16 protein-coding genes are annotated in these 16,181 nt (G+C 73.3%); 7 read left to right on the top strand and 9 right to left on the bottom strand.

Translation table 11 applies throughout. The features are described from left to right. Positions 1-222: 222 nt before the first annotated feature. The gene (locus ABZ193_RS39855; protein WP_020422623.1) at positions 223-669 is read right to left on the bottom strand and encodes a cupin domain-containing protein; all 447 of its coding nucleotides are present in this window, start codon (positions 667-669) and stop codon (positions 223-225) included. Positions 670-757: 88 nt separating this feature from the next. On the opposite strand from ABZ193_RS39855, the gene ABZ193_RS39850 reads away from it, so the two are divergent. Together ABZ193_RS39850 and ABZ193_RS39845 are read left to right on the top strand one after the other, a co-directional pair. After that, on the top strand, positions 758-1,771 hold the full coding sequence (locus ABZ193_RS39850) for a helix-turn-helix transcriptional regulator (protein ID WP_027936561.1): 1,014 nt from the start codon (positions 758-760) through the stop codon (positions 1,769-1,771). A 60-nt stretch (positions 1,772-1,831) separates the two neighbouring features. Beyond that, the gene (locus ABZ193_RS39845; RefSeq protein WP_020422621.1) at positions 1,832-2,698 is read left to right on the top strand and encodes an SMP-30/gluconolactonase/LRE family protein; all 867 of its coding nucleotides are present in this window, start codon (positions 1,832-1,834) and stop codon (positions 2,696-2,698) included. Between the two features lie 396 nt (positions 2,699-3,094). Here ABZ193_RS39845 and gudD read toward each other — a convergent pair whose 3' ends face one another. The 4 genes from gudD to ABZ193_RS39825 are packed head-to-tail and all read right to left on the bottom strand — an operon-like array spanning position 3,095 to position 8,237. Next, on the bottom strand, positions 3,095-4,414 hold the full coding sequence (gene gudD, locus ABZ193_RS39840) for a glucarate dehydratase (RefSeq protein ID WP_354713891.1): 1,320 nt from the start codon (positions 4,412-4,414) through the stop codon (positions 3,095-3,097). Between the two features lie 12 nt (positions 4,415-4,426). Then, the gene (locus ABZ193_RS39835) at positions 4,427-5,998 is read right to left on the bottom strand and encodes an aldehyde dehydrogenase (NADP(+)) (RefSeq protein WP_354713889.1); all 1,572 of its coding nucleotides are present in this window, start codon (positions 5,996-5,998) and stop codon (positions 4,427-4,429) included. Next, positions 5,998-6,909 (bottom strand): 5-dehydro-4-deoxyglucarate dehydratase, encoded by a 912-nt coding sequence (gene kdgD, locus ABZ193_RS39830; RefSeq protein WP_020422618.1) that lies wholly within the window; start codon positions 6,907-6,909, stop codon positions 5,998-6,000. Before kdgD ends, ABZ193_RS39835 begins: the two co-directional genes overlap by 1 nt. Then, entirely contained in the window at positions 6,906-8,237 is a 1,332-nt protein-coding gene (locus tag ABZ193_RS39825; protein WP_354713887.1) for an MFS transporter, read from the bottom strand. The genes kdgD and ABZ193_RS39825 overlap by 4 nt, the downstream gene beginning before the upstream one ends. Before the next feature lie 103 nt (positions 8,238-8,340). On the opposite strand from ABZ193_RS39825, the gene ABZ193_RS39820 reads away from it, so the two are divergent. The 3 genes from ABZ193_RS39820 (at position 8,341) to ABZ193_RS39810 (ending at position 11,810) form a co-directional block, all read left to right on the top strand. Beyond that, entirely contained in the window at positions 8,341-9,213 is an 873-nt protein-coding gene (locus ABZ193_RS39820; RefSeq protein WP_354713885.1) for a LysR family transcriptional regulator, read from the top strand. 99 nt (positions 9,214-9,312) lie between these two features. Further along, positions 9,313-10,686 (top strand): MFS transporter, encoded by a 1,374-nt coding sequence (locus ABZ193_RS39815; protein ID WP_237339711.1) that lies wholly within the window; start codon positions 9,313-9,315, stop codon positions 10,684-10,686. Beyond that, a complete protein-coding gene (locus ABZ193_RS39810) occupies positions 10,683-11,810 on the top strand; it encodes a mandelate racemase/muconate lactonizing enzyme family protein (RefSeq protein WP_354713883.1) in 1,128 nt (375 codons plus the stop codon). The genes ABZ193_RS39815 and ABZ193_RS39810 overlap by 4 nt, the downstream gene beginning before the upstream one ends. Positions 11,811-11,835: 25 nt before the next feature. Here ABZ193_RS39810 and ABZ193_RS39805 read toward each other — a convergent pair whose 3' ends face one another. From ABZ193_RS39805 to ABZ193_RS39795, 3 genes are read right to left on the bottom strand one after another with little or no spacing between them, the layout of a single operon-like run. Then, positions 11,836-12,288 carry a DUF4232 domain-containing protein gene (locus tag ABZ193_RS39805; RefSeq protein ID WP_354713881.1) on the bottom strand — a complete coding sequence of 151 codons (453 nt, stop codon included), beginning with the start codon at positions 12,286-12,288 and terminating at the stop codon, positions 11,836-11,838. A 10-nt stretch (positions 12,289-12,298) separates the two neighbouring features. Then, positions 12,299-12,994 (bottom strand): SDR family oxidoreductase, encoded by a 696-nt coding sequence (locus tag ABZ193_RS39800; RefSeq protein ID WP_020422612.1) that lies wholly within the window; start codon positions 12,992-12,994, stop codon positions 12,299-12,301. Between the two features lie 5 nt (positions 12,995-12,999). Continuing rightward, positions 13,000-14,208: a thiolase family protein gene (locus ABZ193_RS39795; protein ID WP_020422611.1), complete on the bottom strand. Its 1,209-nt coding sequence runs from the start codon at positions 14,206-14,208 to the stop codon at positions 13,000-13,002. A gap of 113 nt (positions 14,209-14,321) precedes the next feature. Here ABZ193_RS39795 and ABZ193_RS39790 point away from each other — a divergent pair, with 113 nt between their 5' ends. Beyond that, the gene (locus ABZ193_RS39790; RefSeq protein WP_354713879.1) at positions 14,322-14,885 is read left to right on the top strand and encodes a TetR/AcrR family transcriptional regulator; all 564 of its coding nucleotides are present in this window, start codon (positions 14,322-14,324) and stop codon (positions 14,883-14,885) included. Between the two features lie 95 nt (positions 14,886-14,980). Beyond that, complete coding sequence (locus tag ABZ193_RS39785; RefSeq protein ID WP_354713877.1) at positions 14,981-15,859, top strand: universal stress protein; 879 nt, start codon at positions 14,981-14,983, stop codon at positions 15,857-15,859. An 18-nt stretch (positions 15,860-15,877) separates the two neighbouring features. Here the strand turns inward: ABZ193_RS39785 and ABZ193_RS39780 are convergent, their stop codons facing one another. Further along, positions 15,878-16,084, bottom strand: coding sequence for a hypothetical protein (locus ABZ193_RS39780; RefSeq protein WP_354713875.1), 207 nt, complete (start codon positions 16,082-16,084; stop codon positions 15,878-15,880). Between the last annotated feature and the right edge of the window lie 97 nt (positions 16,085-16,181).

Raw genomic sequence — 16,181 nt, 5'->3', positions numbered from 1 at the left:
CGCCGGTCGCAGCGCGTGTTGCGGTGGGAGGTGTGCGGCTGGGCAGTGCCGGACCGCCGGTCGCAGCGCGTGCCGCGATGGCACTTGCGCGGCCGGACAGCGCCGGACCGCCGGTGGCAGCGCGTGTTGCGGTGGCAGGTGCGCGGCCGGGCAGTGCCGAAGTGCCGGTGCCAGCGCGTGCCGCGATGGCACGTGCGCGGGCGGAAAGCATCGTGTCGCGGCTCATCGCCAGTCCTCCAGCACGATGCCGTGCCGGTGCAGCACCTCGGTGAGCAGTGGCGCCGCCTCGGCCACCGGCGTGTCCGCGGGCACCGCCTGGTCGACGTCGCGGAAGAAGCGGCCCATCCGCGCGCCCGGGCTGAACGCCAGGAACTTCACCGCCGGCGTGTGCACGGTGAACGTGTGCATCGCCCCGGCCGGCACCGTGATGGACGCGCCCGGCCCGAGGTCGTGGATCTCGCCGTCGACGAGGACCGCCATCCGGCCGTGCAGCACGTAGTACGCCTTCGGCCACGGCGTCCCGTGCGGGGGCACCGCGGGCCCGCGCGGCGCGTCGACCTCGAACAGCTCGTAGGCGCCCGTGTGCTCGGCCCCGGCCTTCACGGTGATGATCGCGTCGGGCGAGTGCAGCTCCTGGCCCTCGCCCGCGGTGCTGGTGTGCGTTTTCATGCCGCCAGCCAACGACGCGCCACCCACCCGGGCCATCCCGGAAATGTGGGATACCCGCGGCCGCCGCCGCGGGCGCATACTGCCGGGCATGTGGGAGGGCCGGGCACACGGCGCCCGACGCGACATCGCGGCACTCGCCGAGGCGGGCCTCGGTGTCGCGGACCTGCACGCGGCCGCCATCGAGGTGGTCGGCCGCGTCGTGCCCACCGACCTGACCTGCTGGGCCTCGCTCGACCCGGACACCGTCGTCATCAGCTCGATGACCAGCGGCGCCGCCCGCATCCCGGCGCACTTCGAGCCGGTGCTCGCCGCCTGCGAGTACGACGGCACCGAGCCGCACACGTTCGCCGAGCTCGCCCGGCGCCCGTCGCCGGTGGCGCGGCTGTCCGACCTGCCCCGGCGAGACCGCGAGCGCAGCAGCCGAGTCAACGACGTGTGGCGCCCGCTCGGACTGCACCACGAGCTGCGCGTGGTCTTCCGCGTCGACGGCGTGTGCTGGGGCGCGGCCGGGATGGTCCGCGCGACCGACTTCACCGACCGCGAGGCCGAGTTCCTCACGGCCGTGGCGCCGGCACTGGCCTGCGCGACCCGCGTCGCCGCTCGCGCGGGCGGCGGTGGGCCCGAGCGGCCGGCGATCGTCGTGGTCACCGCGGACGGCGAGCCCCGCGCGGCCACCGCCGCCGCGCGGGCATGGCGCGACGAACTCGACGACATCGCCCCCGGGCGGTTCGCGGTCATGGTGCGGGCGGTGGTCAGTGGCGCCCGGGCCGCGCCGTCCGGCACGTTCGGCGCCCGCATCCGCGATTCACGGGGCGGGTGGATCCTGCTGCGCGCCGCCCGGCTCGTCTCCGACGACGACGAAACCGTCGTGACCCTGGAACGCGCGAGCGGCGACGTGCTGGTGGACCTGCTGTTCGCGGCCTACGGCTTCACCCCGCGCGAACGCGAGATCTGCCGCGAGGTGCTCACCGGCTCGTCCACTGTGGACATCGCGGACGCGCTCGGGATCTCGGCGCACACGGTGCAGGACCACCTCAAGGCCGTCTTCGCCAAGGCCGGCGTGCGGAGCAGGGGAGAGCTGGCGGCCCGCCTCAGGGGCTAGCGCAATCCGCAGATTGAGATATGCTGTTCGGCTAGTGAAACCTACCGAAGTCGAGGTCTCATGATCGGTTCCGAGCGCAGCCCGGTCCTGTGCCCGGCTGAGAGCGTGACCACCGCGGTGAGCGAACTCGGCGAGTCGCCGCTGTGGGATCCGTCGGGCTTCCTGTACTGGGTCGACATCCCCGGCCTGCGGCTGCACAACGTCACGCCGTCCGGGTCGGGGGTGTCGGTCGGGCTGGACGTCCGGGTCAGCGCGGTCGAACTCGGCCCCGGCGACGACCTGCTGGCGGTCACCGAACGCGGCCTGGCGTGGCTGGACCCGCGCTCGGGCCGGACGTCGCCGGTCATCGAGCTGCCGCTGGAGCCGGGCGCGCGCATGAACGACGCCGCGATCGACCCGCGCGGCCGGTGCTGGGCCGGTTCGGCCACGCACGACAACCGGCGGATCGGCGCGTTGTTCTGCGTCGCGGGGCGCAGTGTGGCGGTCGCGGTGCGGGGGCTGGGGATGTCGAACGGCTTGGACTGGTCGCCCGACGGGCAGGTGCTGTACCACGTCGACACGGCGGCCGGGGAGATCGCGGCGTGGCGTTACCGCCCGGCCACCGGCGAGGTGTCAGGCCGCCGGGTGCTGCGGCACGTGTCGTCGCGGGTCGGGCTGCCGGACGGGCTGACGGTCGACGCGGAAGGCGGGTTGTGGGTGGCGATCTGGGGCGCCGGCCAGGTGTGGCGGCTGGACCCGGTGTCCGGGGAGCGCCTGATGACGGTCGACGTGCCGGCGGCGTGCCCGACGAGCTGCGTGTTCGGCGGGCCGGACCTGGACGTGCTGTACGTGACGAGCGCCCGCCAGGACGGCGACGGCGGTCTGCTGTACCGGGCGGAGGTGGGTGTGCGCGGCATGCCGCCGCGCCGGTTCGTGGAGGGTTTCTGACGGAGGCGCCAGCGCGGAGACGGCGGTCGAGACGGGGCCGCCGCCCCCGCCGGGCTGCTCCGGGCCGGCGGCGCGGGCCGGCCCGGAGCAGCCCTGACGTGCCACTCGGGGTAAAGCCGGGCGATGGTCGCCCCGGGCGGCCCTTGACGTGCCACCTGTGGCGGAGGTGGGCAAACCGCCGGGCCGGAGCAGCAGCCTGTGGCGTGCCAGGGCCAGGCCGACCCGGCGGCGGCCCGTGGCGTGCCAGCCGTGGTGGGGCTGGGTGTTGGTCGGGCGGGGTCGCCCCGGGGGCGGCCGGTGGGGTGCCGCCCATGGTGGTGCGGGGCGCCCCGGGGCGGCCCTTGGTGTGCCGCCGCTCGTGGTCGAGCCGGGGTGGCGGGAGGAAGCGGCGCAGAATCAGCGGTCCAGGCAGGGCCGCTTCGGGTCGAAGGTCCAGCCCTTCACCAGGTACTGCATCGCCGCCGCGTCGTCGCGGGTGCCCAGGCCGTGGCGGCGGTACCGCTCGTGCGCCTGTTCCACCTGGTCCCAGTCCAGCTCCACCCCGAGCCCCGGCCGCTGCGGCACCTCGATCTCGCCGTCTTTGATGCGCAGCGGGTCCGTCGTCAGGCGCTGCCCGTCCTGCCAGATCCAGTGCGTGTCGATCGCCGTGATGTCGCCCGGCGCGGCCGCCGCCACGTGGGTGAACATCGCCAGGGACACGTCGAAGTGGTTGTTCGAGTGCGAACCCCACGTCAGGCCCCACGCGTCGCACAGCTGCGCCACCCGCACCGAGCCCGCCATCGTCCAGAAGTGCGGGTCCGCCAGCGGGATGTCCACCGCGTCCATCCGCACCGCGTGCCCCAGCTGCCGCCAGTCCGTGGCGATCATGTTCGTCGCGGTGCGCAGGCCGGTCGCGCGCCGGAACTCTGCCATCGTCTCCCGGCCCGAGTAGCCGCCCTCCGCGCCGCACGGGTCCTCGGCGTAGGACAGCACGTCCCGCAGCGACCGGCCGACCCGGATCGCGTCCGCGAGCAGCCACCCGCCGTTGGGGTCCAGCGTGATCCGCGCCTCCGGGAACCGCTCGGCGAGCGCCCGCACCGCCTCCGCCTCCTCCTCGGCGGGCAGCACCCCGCCCTTCAGCTTGAAGTCCCGGAACCCGTACCGCGCCTGCGCCGCCTCCGCCAGCCGCACCACGGCCTCCGGCGTCAGCGCCTCCTCGTCCCGCACCCGGAACCACCCGTCACCGGACCCACCGCGGTACGGCAGGTCGGTCCGCGTCCGGTCGCCCACGTAGAACAGGTAACCCAGCACCGGCACCCGGTCCCGCTGCCGCCCCTCGCCCAGCAGGTCCGCCACCGGCACCTCCAGGTGCTGCCCGAGCAGGTCCAGCAGCGCGGCCTCCAGCGCCGTCACCGCGTGAATCGTCACGCGCAGGTCGAACGTCTGCGCGCCGCGGCCGCCGGCGTCGCGGTCGGCGAACCGGCGCCGCACCTCGCCCAGCACCGCGTGGTGGCGGCTCACCGGCCGCCGCACCACCAGCGGCACGCAATCCTCCAAAGTGGACCGGATGCGCTCGCCGCCGGGCACCTCGCCGACCCCGGTGCGGCCCGCGGAATCGGTGAGCACCACCAGGTTCCGGGTGAAGAACGGCGCGTGCGCGCCGCTGAGGTTGAGCAGCATGCTGTCCTGGCCCGCGACGGGCACCACCCGCATCGCGGTCACCACGGGAACGGTCATCTCGAAGCCTTCCTAGTCGCGCGAGAGCTCGCCGTCGATCCTGCGCCACACGCCTTCCGGGTTGCCGTCCCGCAGCACCGGCGGCAGCAGCGCGGCCGGCACGTCCTGGTAGGCCACCGGGCGCAGGAACCGCTCGATCGCGAGCGAACCGACCGAGGTGGTGCGGGAGTCGGACGTCGCCGGGAACGGGCCGCCGTGCACCATCGCGTGCCCGACCTCGACACCGGTGGGCCAGCCGTTGAACAGGATCCGCCCGGCCTTGCGCTCCAGCACCGGCAGCAGCGCGGCGGCCAGCGGCTCGTCGGACTCCACCGCGTGCACGGTCGCCGTCAGCTGCCCCTCCAGCGCCCGCAGCACGCCGAGCAGCTCGGCCTGGTCGGCGCACCGCACCACCAGGGAGGTCGCGCCGAACACCTCCTCCTGCAGCTCGGACGTGAACCGCGAGCCGTCCACGGCCAGCAGTGCCGCGCCACCACAAGCGGCCGACGAACCCGCCTCGCCGCGCGCCAGCTCGACGACACCGGGACGACCGGCCAACCGGTCCCGTGCGCCGGCGTACGCACCGGCGATGCCGAGCGTCAGCATCGTCCCGCCCGCGTCGCCCCGCACGGCCTCGGCCGCCGCGGTGACGAACTCGTCCAGCCCTGGCCCCTCGACCGCCAGGACCAGACCGGGGTTGGTGCAGAACTGGCCCGCGCCCAGCGTCAGCGACCCGACGAACGCCGTGCCCAGCTCGGCACCGCGCGAAGCCAGCGCACCCGGCAGCAGCACCACCGGGTTCACGCTGCTCATCTCCGCGTACACCGGGATCGGCTGCGGCCGCGAGGCCGCAGCGGCGGCCAGCGCCAGCCCCGCGCCCCGCGATCCGGTGAAGCCGACCGCCTGGATGCGCGGATCGGTCACCAGCATCGTGCCCAGCTCCGGCCCGTCGCCGACGAGCAGCGAGAACACGCCTTCGGGCAGCCCGCACGCCACCACCGCCGCCCGGACCGCGGACGCGACCAGCTCCGACGTGCCGAGGTGCGCGTCGTGCGCCTTGACCACCACCGGGCAGCCCGCGGCCAGCGCGGACGCCGTGTCGCCACCGGCGACGGAGAACGCCAGCGGGAAGTTGCTCGCGCCGAACACCGCGACCGGTCCGAGCGGCACCCGCCGCTGCCGGATGTCCGCGCGCGGCAGGGGAGTGCGGTCCGGCTGGGCCGGGTCGATGCGCGCGCCGTGCCAGCTGCCCTCGCGCAGTGTCGCGGCGAACAGCCGCAGCTGCCCGGTGGTGCGGCCGACCTCGCCGGTCAGCCGCGCCTGCGGCAGGCCCGACTCTCGCACCGCCCGGTCGACGATCGGTTCAGCGAGTGCGGTGATCTCGTCCGCGATCCGCTCCAGGAACGCCGCCCGCGTCGCCGAGTCGGTGGCGCGGTAGACGTCGAACGCGTCCTCGGCCAGCGCCGCCGCGCGCGCGACCTCCGCCGCGCCGCCGTAGCGGTAGCCGGGCGCCAGCTCCTCGCCGGTGCGCGGGTCGCGGGAGAACACCTCCTTGCCGGAGCCGCTCACCCGTGCCGCGCCGATGAACATCTCGCCGGTCAGCATCAGGCCAGCCCCTCGATCAACTCGGTCAGGGTGGCCAGCTCGTCCGGCGCGAGGTCGGTCAGCGGCGGGCGGACCGGGCCTGCCGGGTGGCCGGTCGCGGTCATGCCCGCCTTGACGATGCTCACCGCGTACCCGGCCTTCCGGTTGCGGATCTCGACGTAGGGCAGGACGAACTCCTTCAGCATGCGCCGCACGTCGTCGCGCCGCTCGGCGCGCACCGCGGCGTAGAAGGCGAGCGCGAACTCGGGCACGAAGTTGAAGATCGCCGACGAGTAGGTCGTGACCCCCAGCTCCAGGTAGGGCAGCGCGAACGTCTCGGCGGTGGGCAGCCCGCCGATGTAGGTGAGCCGGTCGCCGAGCCGCGCGTGGATCTTCGTGATGGCCTCGACGTCGCCGACGCCGTCCTTGTAGCCGACCAGGTTCGGGCAGCTCTCCGCCAGGTCGGCCACGGTCTCCGCGGTGTACTTCGCGTTGGCCCTGCTGTAGACGATCACACCGAGCGAGGTGGCCGCGCAGACCGCGCGCACGTGCGCGGCGAGGCCGTCCTGGGGCGCCTCGGTGAGGTAGGGCGGGAACAGCAGGAGGCCGTCCGCACCGGCCCGCTCGGCGGCGCGGGCGAACTCGACCGCGGCCGCGGTGCTCTGCCCGGCCGGGGCGACGATCGGCGTGTCCTCCGGGGCGCTCGCCACCGCGGCCCGCACCACACGGTCCACTTCGGACGGGGTGAGCGAGAAGAACTCCCCGGTCCCGCCCGCCGCGAACAGCCCGGCCACTTCGTACTTGCCCAGCCGGGCGATGTTGTCGCGGTAGGCGGGCTCGTCGAAGTTCAGCTCGCGGTCGAAGTGCGTGACCGGGAACGACAGCAGGCCTGAGCCCAGCCGCCGGGCGAGCTCGGTCGGGGTGAACGTCATGACTTGTCTCCAGCGGTTTCTCGGAGGGTTACCGGGGGCGCCACGACGCGGTCGCGGCGCAGGAACAGCACGAGGACGGCGGCGGCCAGGCACGCGGCGGCCAGGGCGTACAGGCCCCAGGTCACCTCGCCGGTCGCCTCCTTGATCAGGCCGAAGCCGTAGGGCGCGACGAACCCGCCGAGGTTGCCGAGCGAGTTGATGATCGCCACCGCGGACGCCAGCGCCAGCGGGTGCACGCTGCCCTGCGGGATGGTCCAGAACAGCGGGCTGGCGCTCTTGAAGCCCATCGCCGCGACGCACAAGAACACCAGCGCGAGCACGGGGGACACCACCGCCGCGAGGTAGGTGCCCGCCGCGGCGACGACGAGCGCGCCGACCAGCAGCGGCTTGCTGCGGCCCAGCCGGTCCGAGGCGCGCCCGGTGAAGTACATCGCGACCACCGCGCAGATCCACGGCAGCGACGACAGCAGCCCGACGGTGATGTCGTTGGTGCCCTCGATGCGGCGGACGATGTTCGGCAGCCAGAACGTGTTCGCGTAGATGGACAGCTGGATCGCGAAGTAGATCACGCAGAAGACCAGGATCTGCGGCTGCACCAGCAGGCGCCAGCGCGACACCCGGCCGGTGGCGGTGGACCGGCGCGCCTCGTCCTCCTGCTCGATGGCCGCGGCCAGTGCGTGCTGCTCCGGCCCGGTCAGCCACTTCGCGTCGGTGATCCGGCTGTCCAGCCGGGTGTAGGCGATCAGGCCTACCACGACCGACAGCAGGCCCTCCAGCCCGAACAGCCACTGCCAGCCCGCCGCGCCGAGGAAGCCGTGCAGCGACAGCAGCGGCCCGGACAGCGGACCGGACAACGCGGCGGCGATCGACGAGCCCGCCACGAACAACGCGGTGGCCCGGCCGCGGTGCGACGAGGGCAGCCAGCGGGAGAAGAAGTAGATGATGGCGGGGAAGAACCCGGCTTCGGCGGCGCCGAGCAGGAAGCGCAGCACGTAGAACGACGCCGGCCCCTGGACGAACGCCATCGCGGCGGACACCAGGCCCCAGCTGACCATGATCCGGGTCAGCCAGATCTTCGGCCCGTAGCGCTCCATCAGCATGTTGCTGGGCAGTTCGAAGATCGCGTAGGCGATGAAGAACAGGCCGGCGCCGAGGCCGTAGGCGGCCGCGCCGATGCCGACGTCGGCTTCGAGGTGCTCCTGGGCGTACCCGATGTTCGAGCGGTTGAGCTGGTTGCAGATCAGCATCACGACGAACAGCGGGACCACGCGGCGGAAGACCTTGCCGACCGCGGTGTCCAGCGGACCGCTGGCGGGGAGGGAGGACATCGGTGACCTCTCGGGGGAACGGGGGTGTCCGGCTCCCCGACGGTAGGTGCCCGCAGCGATACCAGTCCAACACCGTTCTTGCATCCGGTGATACCTTCCCGGCATGGAGTTCTCGTTCGGCCAGCTCGAGGGCTTCGTCGCCGTCGCCGAGGAGCGTCATTTCGGCCGCGCCGCCGAGCGCCTGTCCATGACCCAGCCCCCGCTGAGCCGCCAGATCCAGAAGCTGGAGCGGGCGGTCGGCGCGCAGCTGCTGGACCGGGACAGCCGCGGTGTGCGGCTCACCGCCGCCGGGGAGGCGTTCCTGGTCGACGCGCGGCGGCTGCTCGCGCTCGCCGGGCGCGCCCCCGACCTGGCACGGCGCATCGCCGCGGGCCGGGCAGGCTCGATCCGCATCGGCTTCACCGGGGCCTCGGCCTTCGGGGTGCTCGGCCGCGTGCTCAACACGATCGCCGGGCAGTTGCCGGACCTGCGCGTGGAACTGTCCGAAATGGTCACCGGGGAACAGGTCGCCGCGCTGGCCAACGGCGAGATCGACCTCGGGCTGGCGCGCCCGCCGTTCGACACCGCGACCTTCGCCTCGCGCCCGCTGCACCGCGAACGGCTCGTGCTGTGCGTGCCGGCCCGGCACCGGCTGGCCGGCACCGGGCCGGTGCCCGCAGCCGAACTCGCCAGGGAGCCGCTGATCATGCACTCGCCGGTCAAGGCGCGGTACTTCTACGACCTGATCGTCCGGTTGATCCCGGTCGCGCACCGCAACGTCGTCCACGAGGTCAGCCAGATCCAGACGATGATCTGGCTCGTCGCGGCCGGGCGCGGCATCGCGTTCGTGCCGGAATCGGCCACCCGCATGCAGATCGAGGGGGTGGCGTGGGCCGAGATCGACGGCCTCCCGGACCAGCCCGTCGAGCTGAACCTGTTGTGGTCGCGCGAATCGACGAACCCGGCGCTGAGCACCGTGCTGGCGGTGCTGGAGTGAGCGATACCGTCCGGGTATCGCGCCATGTCCAAACAGTCTTGGACGGGCATCAGTGAGCCGCCCTAACCTCCTGACACGCTCCAACGCAGGAGGACGACGATGTCGGAAACCGAGACGGCGCCGGCGGTGGCGAGCACCGCGACCGGACGCCGCCGCATTCCCACCAGGTACCTGGTTCTCACCCTGATCTTCATCATCACCGCGATCAACTACGCCGACCGCAGCAGCCTGTCGATCACCGGCAGCAGCATCTCGGCCGAGCTCGGCTTCAGCACGGTCCAGCTCGGCTACATCTTCTCCGCCTTCAGCTGGGCGTACGTGCTCGGGCAGCTGCCCGGCGGCGTGCTGCTGGACCGCTTCGGCGCACGCCGGATCTACGCGCTCAGCCTCGCGCTGTGGACGGTCGTGACCGCCGCCATCAGCCTGGTCGGCCTGATCACCACGCCGGTGCTGGTCGCGGTCACCATCGTGTTCGCGCTCCGGCTGCTGCTGGGCGTGTTCGAGTCGCCGGCGTTCCCGGCGAACGCGCGCGTGGCGACCACCTGGTTCCCGACCGCCGAGCGCGGACGCGCCACCGCGGTGTTCAACTCCGCGCAGTACTTCGCGACCGCGTTGTTCGCCCCGGTGATGGGGTGGATCACGCACGAGTTCGGCTGGCGCTGGGTGTTCGTCATGCTCGGCGTGCTCGGGCTGACGCTCGCCGTGGTGTGGTCGCGCTGGATGGACTCGCCGCGCCACCACCGCCGCGTGACCGCCGCCGAACTGGACACCATGACCACCGGCGGCGCGCTGGTCGACCTCGACGACGCGCGCACCCGGGCCGAACAACGCGCCCCGCTGGACCGGCGCACGATCGCGAAGATCTTCTCCACGCGGCCGCTGTGGGGCGTCTACATCTCGCAGTACGCGGTCAACGCGCTCACCTACTTCTTCATCACGTGGTTCCCGGTCTACCTGGTCGAGGGGCGCGGGCTGTCGTTGCTGGAGGTCGGTTTCGTCGCCGCGCTGCCGGCGCTGTGCGGGTTCGCCGGCGGACTGGCGGGCGGGTTCGTCTCGGACGCCCTGCTGCGCCGCGGGGCCTCGCTCACCGCGGCGCGCAAGATCCCGTCCGTGACCGGGATGGCGCTGGCCACCAGCATCGCCCTGTGCAGCCTGACCGACAGCAGCGCGCTGATCGTCGCGATCATGACGCTGGCGTTCTTCGGCAAGGGGCTCGGCGCGCTCGGCTGGGCGATCACCACCGACATCGCGCCGCCGCAGGCGACCAGCTTCGTCGGCTCCACGATGAACGCCTTCGGCAACGCGGCGGGCATCGTCACGCCGATCGTCATCGGCTACACCGTGCAGGCCACCGGTTCCTTCGACACCGCGCTGTGGTTCGTCGCCGCGCACGGTGTCCTCGCCCTCATCGGGTTCGCCGTGATGGGCAAGATCAAGCGCATCGAGTTCGACACCAGGGAGCAGACCGCATGAGCGCCACCCTCGACCGCGTCAGCCGCGTCCGGATCTCGTCCGTGACGCTGCCGCTGGCGACCCCGATCAGCGACGCGAAGGTCCTCACCGGGCGGCAGAAGCCGATGACCGAGGTGGCGATGCTGTTCGCCGAGATCACCACCGAGAACGGTTTGGAGGGCGTCGGGTTCAGCTATTCGAAGCGGGCGGGCGGCCCCGGCCAGTTCGCGCACGCCCGTGAGATCGCGCCGGTGCTGCTCGGCGAGGATCCCAGTGACATCGCCAAGATCTGGGACAAGCTGGTGTGGGCGGGCGCGTCGGTCGGGCGCAGTGGTCTGTCCGTGCAGGCGATCGCGGCGTTCGACGTCGCGCTGTGGGATCTCAAGGCCAAGCGGGCCGGTCTGCCGCTGGCGAAACTGCTCGGCGCGCACCGGGATTCGGTGCGCTGCTACAACACCTCCGGCGGGTTCCTGCACGTGCCGATCGAGGAGGTCGTCGAGCGCGCCGCCGAGTCGGTCGATCGGGGCATCGGCGGCATCAAGATCAAGGTGGGCCACCCGTCGCACGAGGTCGACCTGGCCAGGGTGACGGCGGTGCGCGAGAAGATCGGCGACGTCCCGCTGATGGTCGACGCCAACCAGCAGTGGGACCGCGCGGCGGCGCGGCGCATGTGCCGCGCGCTGGAGCCGCTGGACCTGGTGTGGATCGAGGAACCGCTGGACGCCTACGACTTCGAGGGGCACGCGCAGTTGTCGGCGGCGTTCGACACGCCGATCGCGACCGGCGAGATGCTCGCGAGCGCGGGGGAGCACGCCGAGCTGATCCGGGCCCGCGGCGCGGACATCGTGCAGCCGGACGCGCCGCGCGTCGGCGGCATCACCCAGTTCCTCAAGGTCATGGCGCTGGCCGACCACGCGCACCTCGGGCTGGCGCCGCACTTCGCGATGGAGGTCCACATCCACCTGGCGGCCGCCTACCCGCGCGAGCCGTGGGTCGAGCACTTCGAATGGCTGGACCCGCTGTTCGACGAGCACCTGGAGATCTCCGGCGGGCGCATGCACCTCTCCGGCCGCCCCGGGCTGGGCGTGACGATCAGCGAGCAGGCCCGCGCGTGGACGGTGGCGCGCGACGAGGTTCGCGTCTAGCGGGCCGGCTCCGTCGCCCAGGCGGTCACCGTGATCTCGCCCGTCGTGCCCAGGTCCGCTGTCGCGGCGCTTCGCCGGGCTTCGACGCCACGGTGAGCGCCGAGCCGGTCACGACGTCGCCGTCGGTCACCGTGTTCGCCCAGGACACCACCGTCACCAGGGACTTTCCGGGCGCCAGCGCGAAGGTTCCCGGCCCGGGGTCGATCGCCATGTACGACGAGCCGCGCTCCACCCGGACGTCCAGCACCTCGCCCTCCGGGCCGAGGACCTGGACGTCCGGGTAGCCGGACACGGCACGCGCCGCCGTGCCGCAGTTCGTCAGCGTCAGCACGACGGCCCGGTGCCCGAGCGCCGGCTCCACCGGCCCGCTCTCGTACCGGGCGCAGTCCGCGGGCGGCGCGGGTGGGGGCGGCGACGGCGACGAGCACGCCGCCACCCCGAACAGCAGAACGGGCACCACGAACCGGAATCCCCCCATGCGGGGCAGGTTACCGCTCGAACGCGCCGATCGGTCCGGCGAGCCCGGCCTTCACGCCGCGGCTCAGCTCGTCGCCCAGAACCTCCTCCTGACCGCTCTCCACGGCGTCCAGCACCTGCCGCGCGAGGTCCTCCGGCGCCACCTTCGGCCCGTCGACGTGCGCGGCCATGTCGGTGTCCATGTACCCGACGTGCACCCCGACCACCAGCGTGCCCTGCCCGCGCAGTTCCCAGCGGGCGGAGTTGGTGAACGACCACGCGGCCGCCTTCGCCGCGCTGTAGTCCGCGGCCGCCGGCAGCGCCACCCAGGACAGCACCGACAGCACGTTGACCAGCGCGCCGCCGCCGTTGCGGCCGAGGACCGGCGCGAACGCACGCGAGACGTGGACCGGGCCGAAGAAGTTGGTCTCCAGCACCTTCCGGGCCGCGTCCAGGTCCGGCGCGGTCAGCAGCGAGCCGTTGCTGCCGACCCCCGCGTTGTTGATCACCAGCGTGGCGTCGCCCGCGAGCTCCGCCGCCGCCGCGACCGACGCGGGGTCGGTGACGTCGAGCCGGACCGGCGTCAGCCGCGGATCGGTGATGCTCTCCGGGTTTCGGGCCGCCGCGTAGACGGTCTTCGCGCCGCGGTCGAGGAGAGCTGTCGTGAGCACGCGGCCGAGACCGCGGTTGGCGCCCGTCACGAGCGCGATCGAACCGGCGATTTCCACTGTCCTCAAATCCTTTCGATGATGGTCGCGTTGGCCGTGCCGCCGGCCTCGCACATGGTCTGCAGGCCGAACCGGCCGCCGGTGCGCTCCAGCACCCCGAGCAGGGTGGTGGCCAGCCGCGCGCCGCTCGCGCCCAGCGGGTGCCCGATCGCGATCGCGCCGCCGTCGACGTTGACCTTCGCCGGATCGGCGCCGGTCTCGGCGAGCCAGGCGAGCACGACCGAGGAGAACGCCTCGTTGACCTCGAACGCGTCGATGTCCGAAACAGACAGTCCGGCGCGCGCGAGCACCTTCGCGGTGGCCGGGATGATGCCGGTCAGCATGTAGATCGGGTCGTCGCCGGTGACCGTCGCGGTGTGGATCCGCGCCCGCGGCCGCCACCCGCGCTGCCGTGCGATCTCGCTGGTGGTGAGCACGAGAGCGGCCGCGCCGTCGTTGACCGGGCTGGAGTTGCCCGCGGTGACCTTCCAGTCGATCTCGCCGAACCGCGCGGTCCAGTGCTCGTGCGCGAACGCCGGGCGCAACCCGGCCAGCACCTCCAGGCTGGTCCCGGGCCGGATGGTTTCGTCGACGTCCAGCTGCGTGACCGTGCCGTCGGCGGCGGTGACCTTCAGCGGCGCGACCTGGCCCGCGAAGTGGCCGTCACGCCACGCGGCGGCCGCCCGCTCGTGGCTGGTGACCGCGAACTCGTCCAGCTGCGTGCGGGACAGGTTCCACTTGCGGGCGATCAGCTCGGCCGCCACGCCCTGCGGGATGAGCCCGCCGGGGTAGCGCTTCTCGACCGATGGGCCCCACACGTCGGCCCGCACGCCGTCGACGTTGGCCGAGCTGCCGATCGGCACGTGGCTCATCGACTCGACACCGGAGGCGAGGACGATGTCGTAGGCGCCCGCGACGATCCCCTGCGCGGCGAAGCTGAGCGCCTGCTGGCTGCTGCCGCACTGGCGGTCGACGGTGACGCCGGCGACCGATTCGGGGAAGCCCGCGGCCAGCGCCGCGAACCGGGTGGTGTTCCCGCTCTGCTCGCCGACCTGGCCGACGGCGCCGCCGATGACGTCGTCCACTTCGGACGGATCGAGTCCCGGCACGCGTTCCACGGCGCTGCGCAGCACGTGGGCGTGCAGCTCGACGGGGTGCACCGCGGCGTAGGCGCCGGTCGGCTTGCCCTTGGCGACGGGGGTGCGGACGGCCTCGACGATGACGGCGTCCCTCATGGTGTGCTCCCTTCTGCGGACCGATCGGTCCCGGACCGGTCGGTCCGAGCATGCGCCGCTGATCACAGGCCTGTCAACGGCGCACGGACCGATCGGTCCGTTATCCTCGACACATGGCACGCACGGCAGCACCGGGAACGCGGGAGCGGATCCTCGACGTGGCGACCGCACTCTTCTACACCGAGGGGATCCGCGCGGTCGGGATGAGCCGGATCATCGGCGAGGTCGGCTGCGGGAAGAACCTGCTCTACGCGCACTTCCCCAGCAAGACCGACCTGGTCGCGGCCTACCTCGGCCGGTTCCGGGAGTGGCGGGACCGCACCGAGGCCGCGGCGCTGCGCGACGCGGGCGACGACCCGGCCGACCGGCTGGTGGCGCTGGTCGCGGAGGTCGCCGGGCGGATGCGGCGGCCGGACTTCCGCGGCTGCCCGTTCCGCAACCTGCTCACCGAGTTCCCGGCCGGTGACGAGCAGCCGGAGCGGATGGCGCGCGAGTACCTGGAGCAGACGCGCGAGCTGGTCGGCCGCCTGGCGCGGGAGACCGGCGTGGCCGATCCGGAGGGCCTGGCGGACCGGGTGTGGCTGATCATCGACGGGCTGTACGCGAGCGGGTTCCGGGAGCGGGCCGCCGACGTCGCGCCGGAGATGGTGCGGGAGGCCATCGCGGCGGCCCGGTGAGGGACGGAAGTCCCCGCCGCCGGTGACCATGGCCCGCTGTCGTGGCGGGCGCGCTCGCCTAGCGTCGGTTCCGGACCGATCTGGTGGAGGAACTGATGGACAGCAACGCGATCGTCGTCGGCGTGGACGGCTCGGACGAGGCGGACCGGGCGCTGCGCTGGGCGGCGCGCACGGCCGCGCGGCGCCACGAGCCGCTGCACATCGTGCACGGGTTCGCCCCGATGGCCGGCTTCTACGGCGCTGGGCTGCCGGTGCTGCACGAGGCCTACGAAGCGTTCGTGAAGGCGGCCGACGACCTGCTCGCCGCCGCCGTGCGCACCGCGCGGGAGATCGGCGGGCCCGAGCTGACGGTCACCGCCGGGAAGCTGCAGGAAGCCGGTCCGGTCGCGTTGATCGAGGCCTCCCGCACGGCCCGCACGGTGGTGCTGGGCTGTTCCGGCACCGGCGGTTTCACCGGGATGGTGGTGGGCTCGACGACCGTCGAGGTCGCCGCGCACGCCCGCTGCCCGGTGGTGGTGGTCCGCGGCCGGGACGAGGCGACGGGGCCGGTGGTGGCGGGCGTCGACGGCAGCGCCACCAGCGAACGCGCGCTCGCCACGGCGTTCGAGGAGGCGTCCTGGCGCGGTGTGCCGCTGGTCGCGGTGCACGTGTGGGCCGACGCCGACGTCGCGGGGCATCCGGGCACGGTGCCGTTCCTGGTCGACTGGCCCGAGATCGAGCAGGACGCGCAGCGGCTGCTGGCCGAGCAGCTGGCGGGGTGGCAGGAGAAGTACCCGGACGTGGTCGTGGAGCGGGTCGTCGCGCGGGACCGGCCGCGGCACCAGCTGCTCAGCTGGAGCACGCGGGCGCAGCTGGTCGTGGTCGGCAGCCGCGGCCGGGGCGGGTTCCGCGGCCTGCTGCTGGGATCGACCAGCCAGGCGCTCGTCCACCACGCGCAGTGCCCGGTGATGATCGTGCGCCCGGACGCCGTATAACGACTTATATCCGGCGGCTCAGGAGCGCGTCGTCCGGACCGTCGAGGTCGGGCCGATGACGATCGGCGGCCTCGTGTCCTCAGTGGACGGGGTGTAGGTGCTCAGCGGCGGGCGGGGGTGCGGTTCCATCGCCCGCTGCCGGGCCACCTCGTCGCTGTCGGTTTCGCGGGTGGTCACCGCCGAGCGCGTGCGGCTCGTCGTGGTGCGGGTGCGTGTGGTGCTCACGGTGCTCGTTGCGGACGGCGCCGGGGTGACCTCCACGACGGGCGCGACCACGGTCGCCGGCGGCGGTGGCGCGACGGTCGTGGCGGCCGGGCGCGCG

The organism is Amycolatopsis sp. NPDC006125, from assembly GCF_040614195.1.
Lineage (GTDB): Bacteria > Actinomycetota > Actinomycetes > Mycobacteriales > Pseudonocardiaceae > Amycolatopsis_E > Amycolatopsis_E tucumanensis.
The sequence above is the reverse complement of the archived record's forward strand: the minus strand, read 5'-3'. Positions and strand labels throughout refer to the sequence as shown.

Coding starts and splice junctions, on each gene's coding strand:
- ABZ193_RS39835 (WP_354713889.1), bottom strand. CDS start 5,998: ATGCTGACCGGCGAGATGTTCATCGGCGCGGCACGGGTGAGCGGCTCC.
- ABZ193_RS39820 (WP_354713885.1), top strand. CDS start 8,341: ATGGAGTTCTCGTTCGGCCAGCTCGAGGGCTTCGTCGCCGTCGCCGAG.
- ABZ193_RS39795 (WP_020422611.1), bottom strand. CDS start 14,208: ATGAGGGACGCCGTCATCGTCGAGGCCGTCCGCACCCCCGTCGCCAAG.
- ABZ193_RS39855 (WP_020422623.1), bottom strand. CDS start 669: ATGAAAACGCACACCAGCACCGCGGGCGAGGGCCAGGAGCTGCACTCG.
- ABZ193_RS39825 (WP_354713887.1), bottom strand. CDS start 8,237: ATGTCCTCCCTCCCCGCCAGCGGTCCGCTGGACACCGCGGTCGGCAAG.
- ABZ193_RS39845 (WP_020422621.1), top strand. CDS start 1,832: ATGATCGGTTCCGAGCGCAGCCCGGTCCTGTGCCCGGCTGAGAGCGTG.
- gudD (WP_354713891.1), bottom strand. CDS start 4,414: ATGACCGTTCCCGTGGTGACCGCGATGCGGGTGGTGCCCGTCGCGGGC.
- kdgD (WP_020422618.1), bottom strand. CDS start 6,909: ATGACGTTCACCCCGACCGAGCTCGCCCGGCGGCTGGGCTCAGGCCTG.
- ABZ193_RS39805 (WP_354713881.1), bottom strand. CDS start 12,288: ATGGGGGGATTCCGGTTCGTGGTGCCCGTTCTGCTGTTCGGGGTGGCG.
- ABZ193_RS39790 (WP_354713879.1), top strand. CDS start 14,322: ATGGCACGCACGGCAGCACCGGGAACGCGGGAGCGGATCCTCGACGTG.
- ABZ193_RS39815 (WP_237339711.1), top strand. CDS start 9,313: ATGTCGGAAACCGAGACGGCGCCGGCGGTGGCGAGCACCGCGACCGGA.
- ABZ193_RS39850 (WP_027936561.1), top strand. CDS start 758: ATGTGGGAGGGCCGGGCACACGGCGCCCGACGCGACATCGCGGCACTC.
- ABZ193_RS39785 (WP_354713877.1), top strand. CDS start 14,981: ATGGACAGCAACGCGATCGTCGTCGGCGTGGACGGCTCGGACGAGGCG.
- ABZ193_RS39810 (WP_354713883.1), top strand. CDS start 10,683: ATGAGCGCCACCCTCGACCGCGTCAGCCGCGTCCGGATCTCGTCCGTG.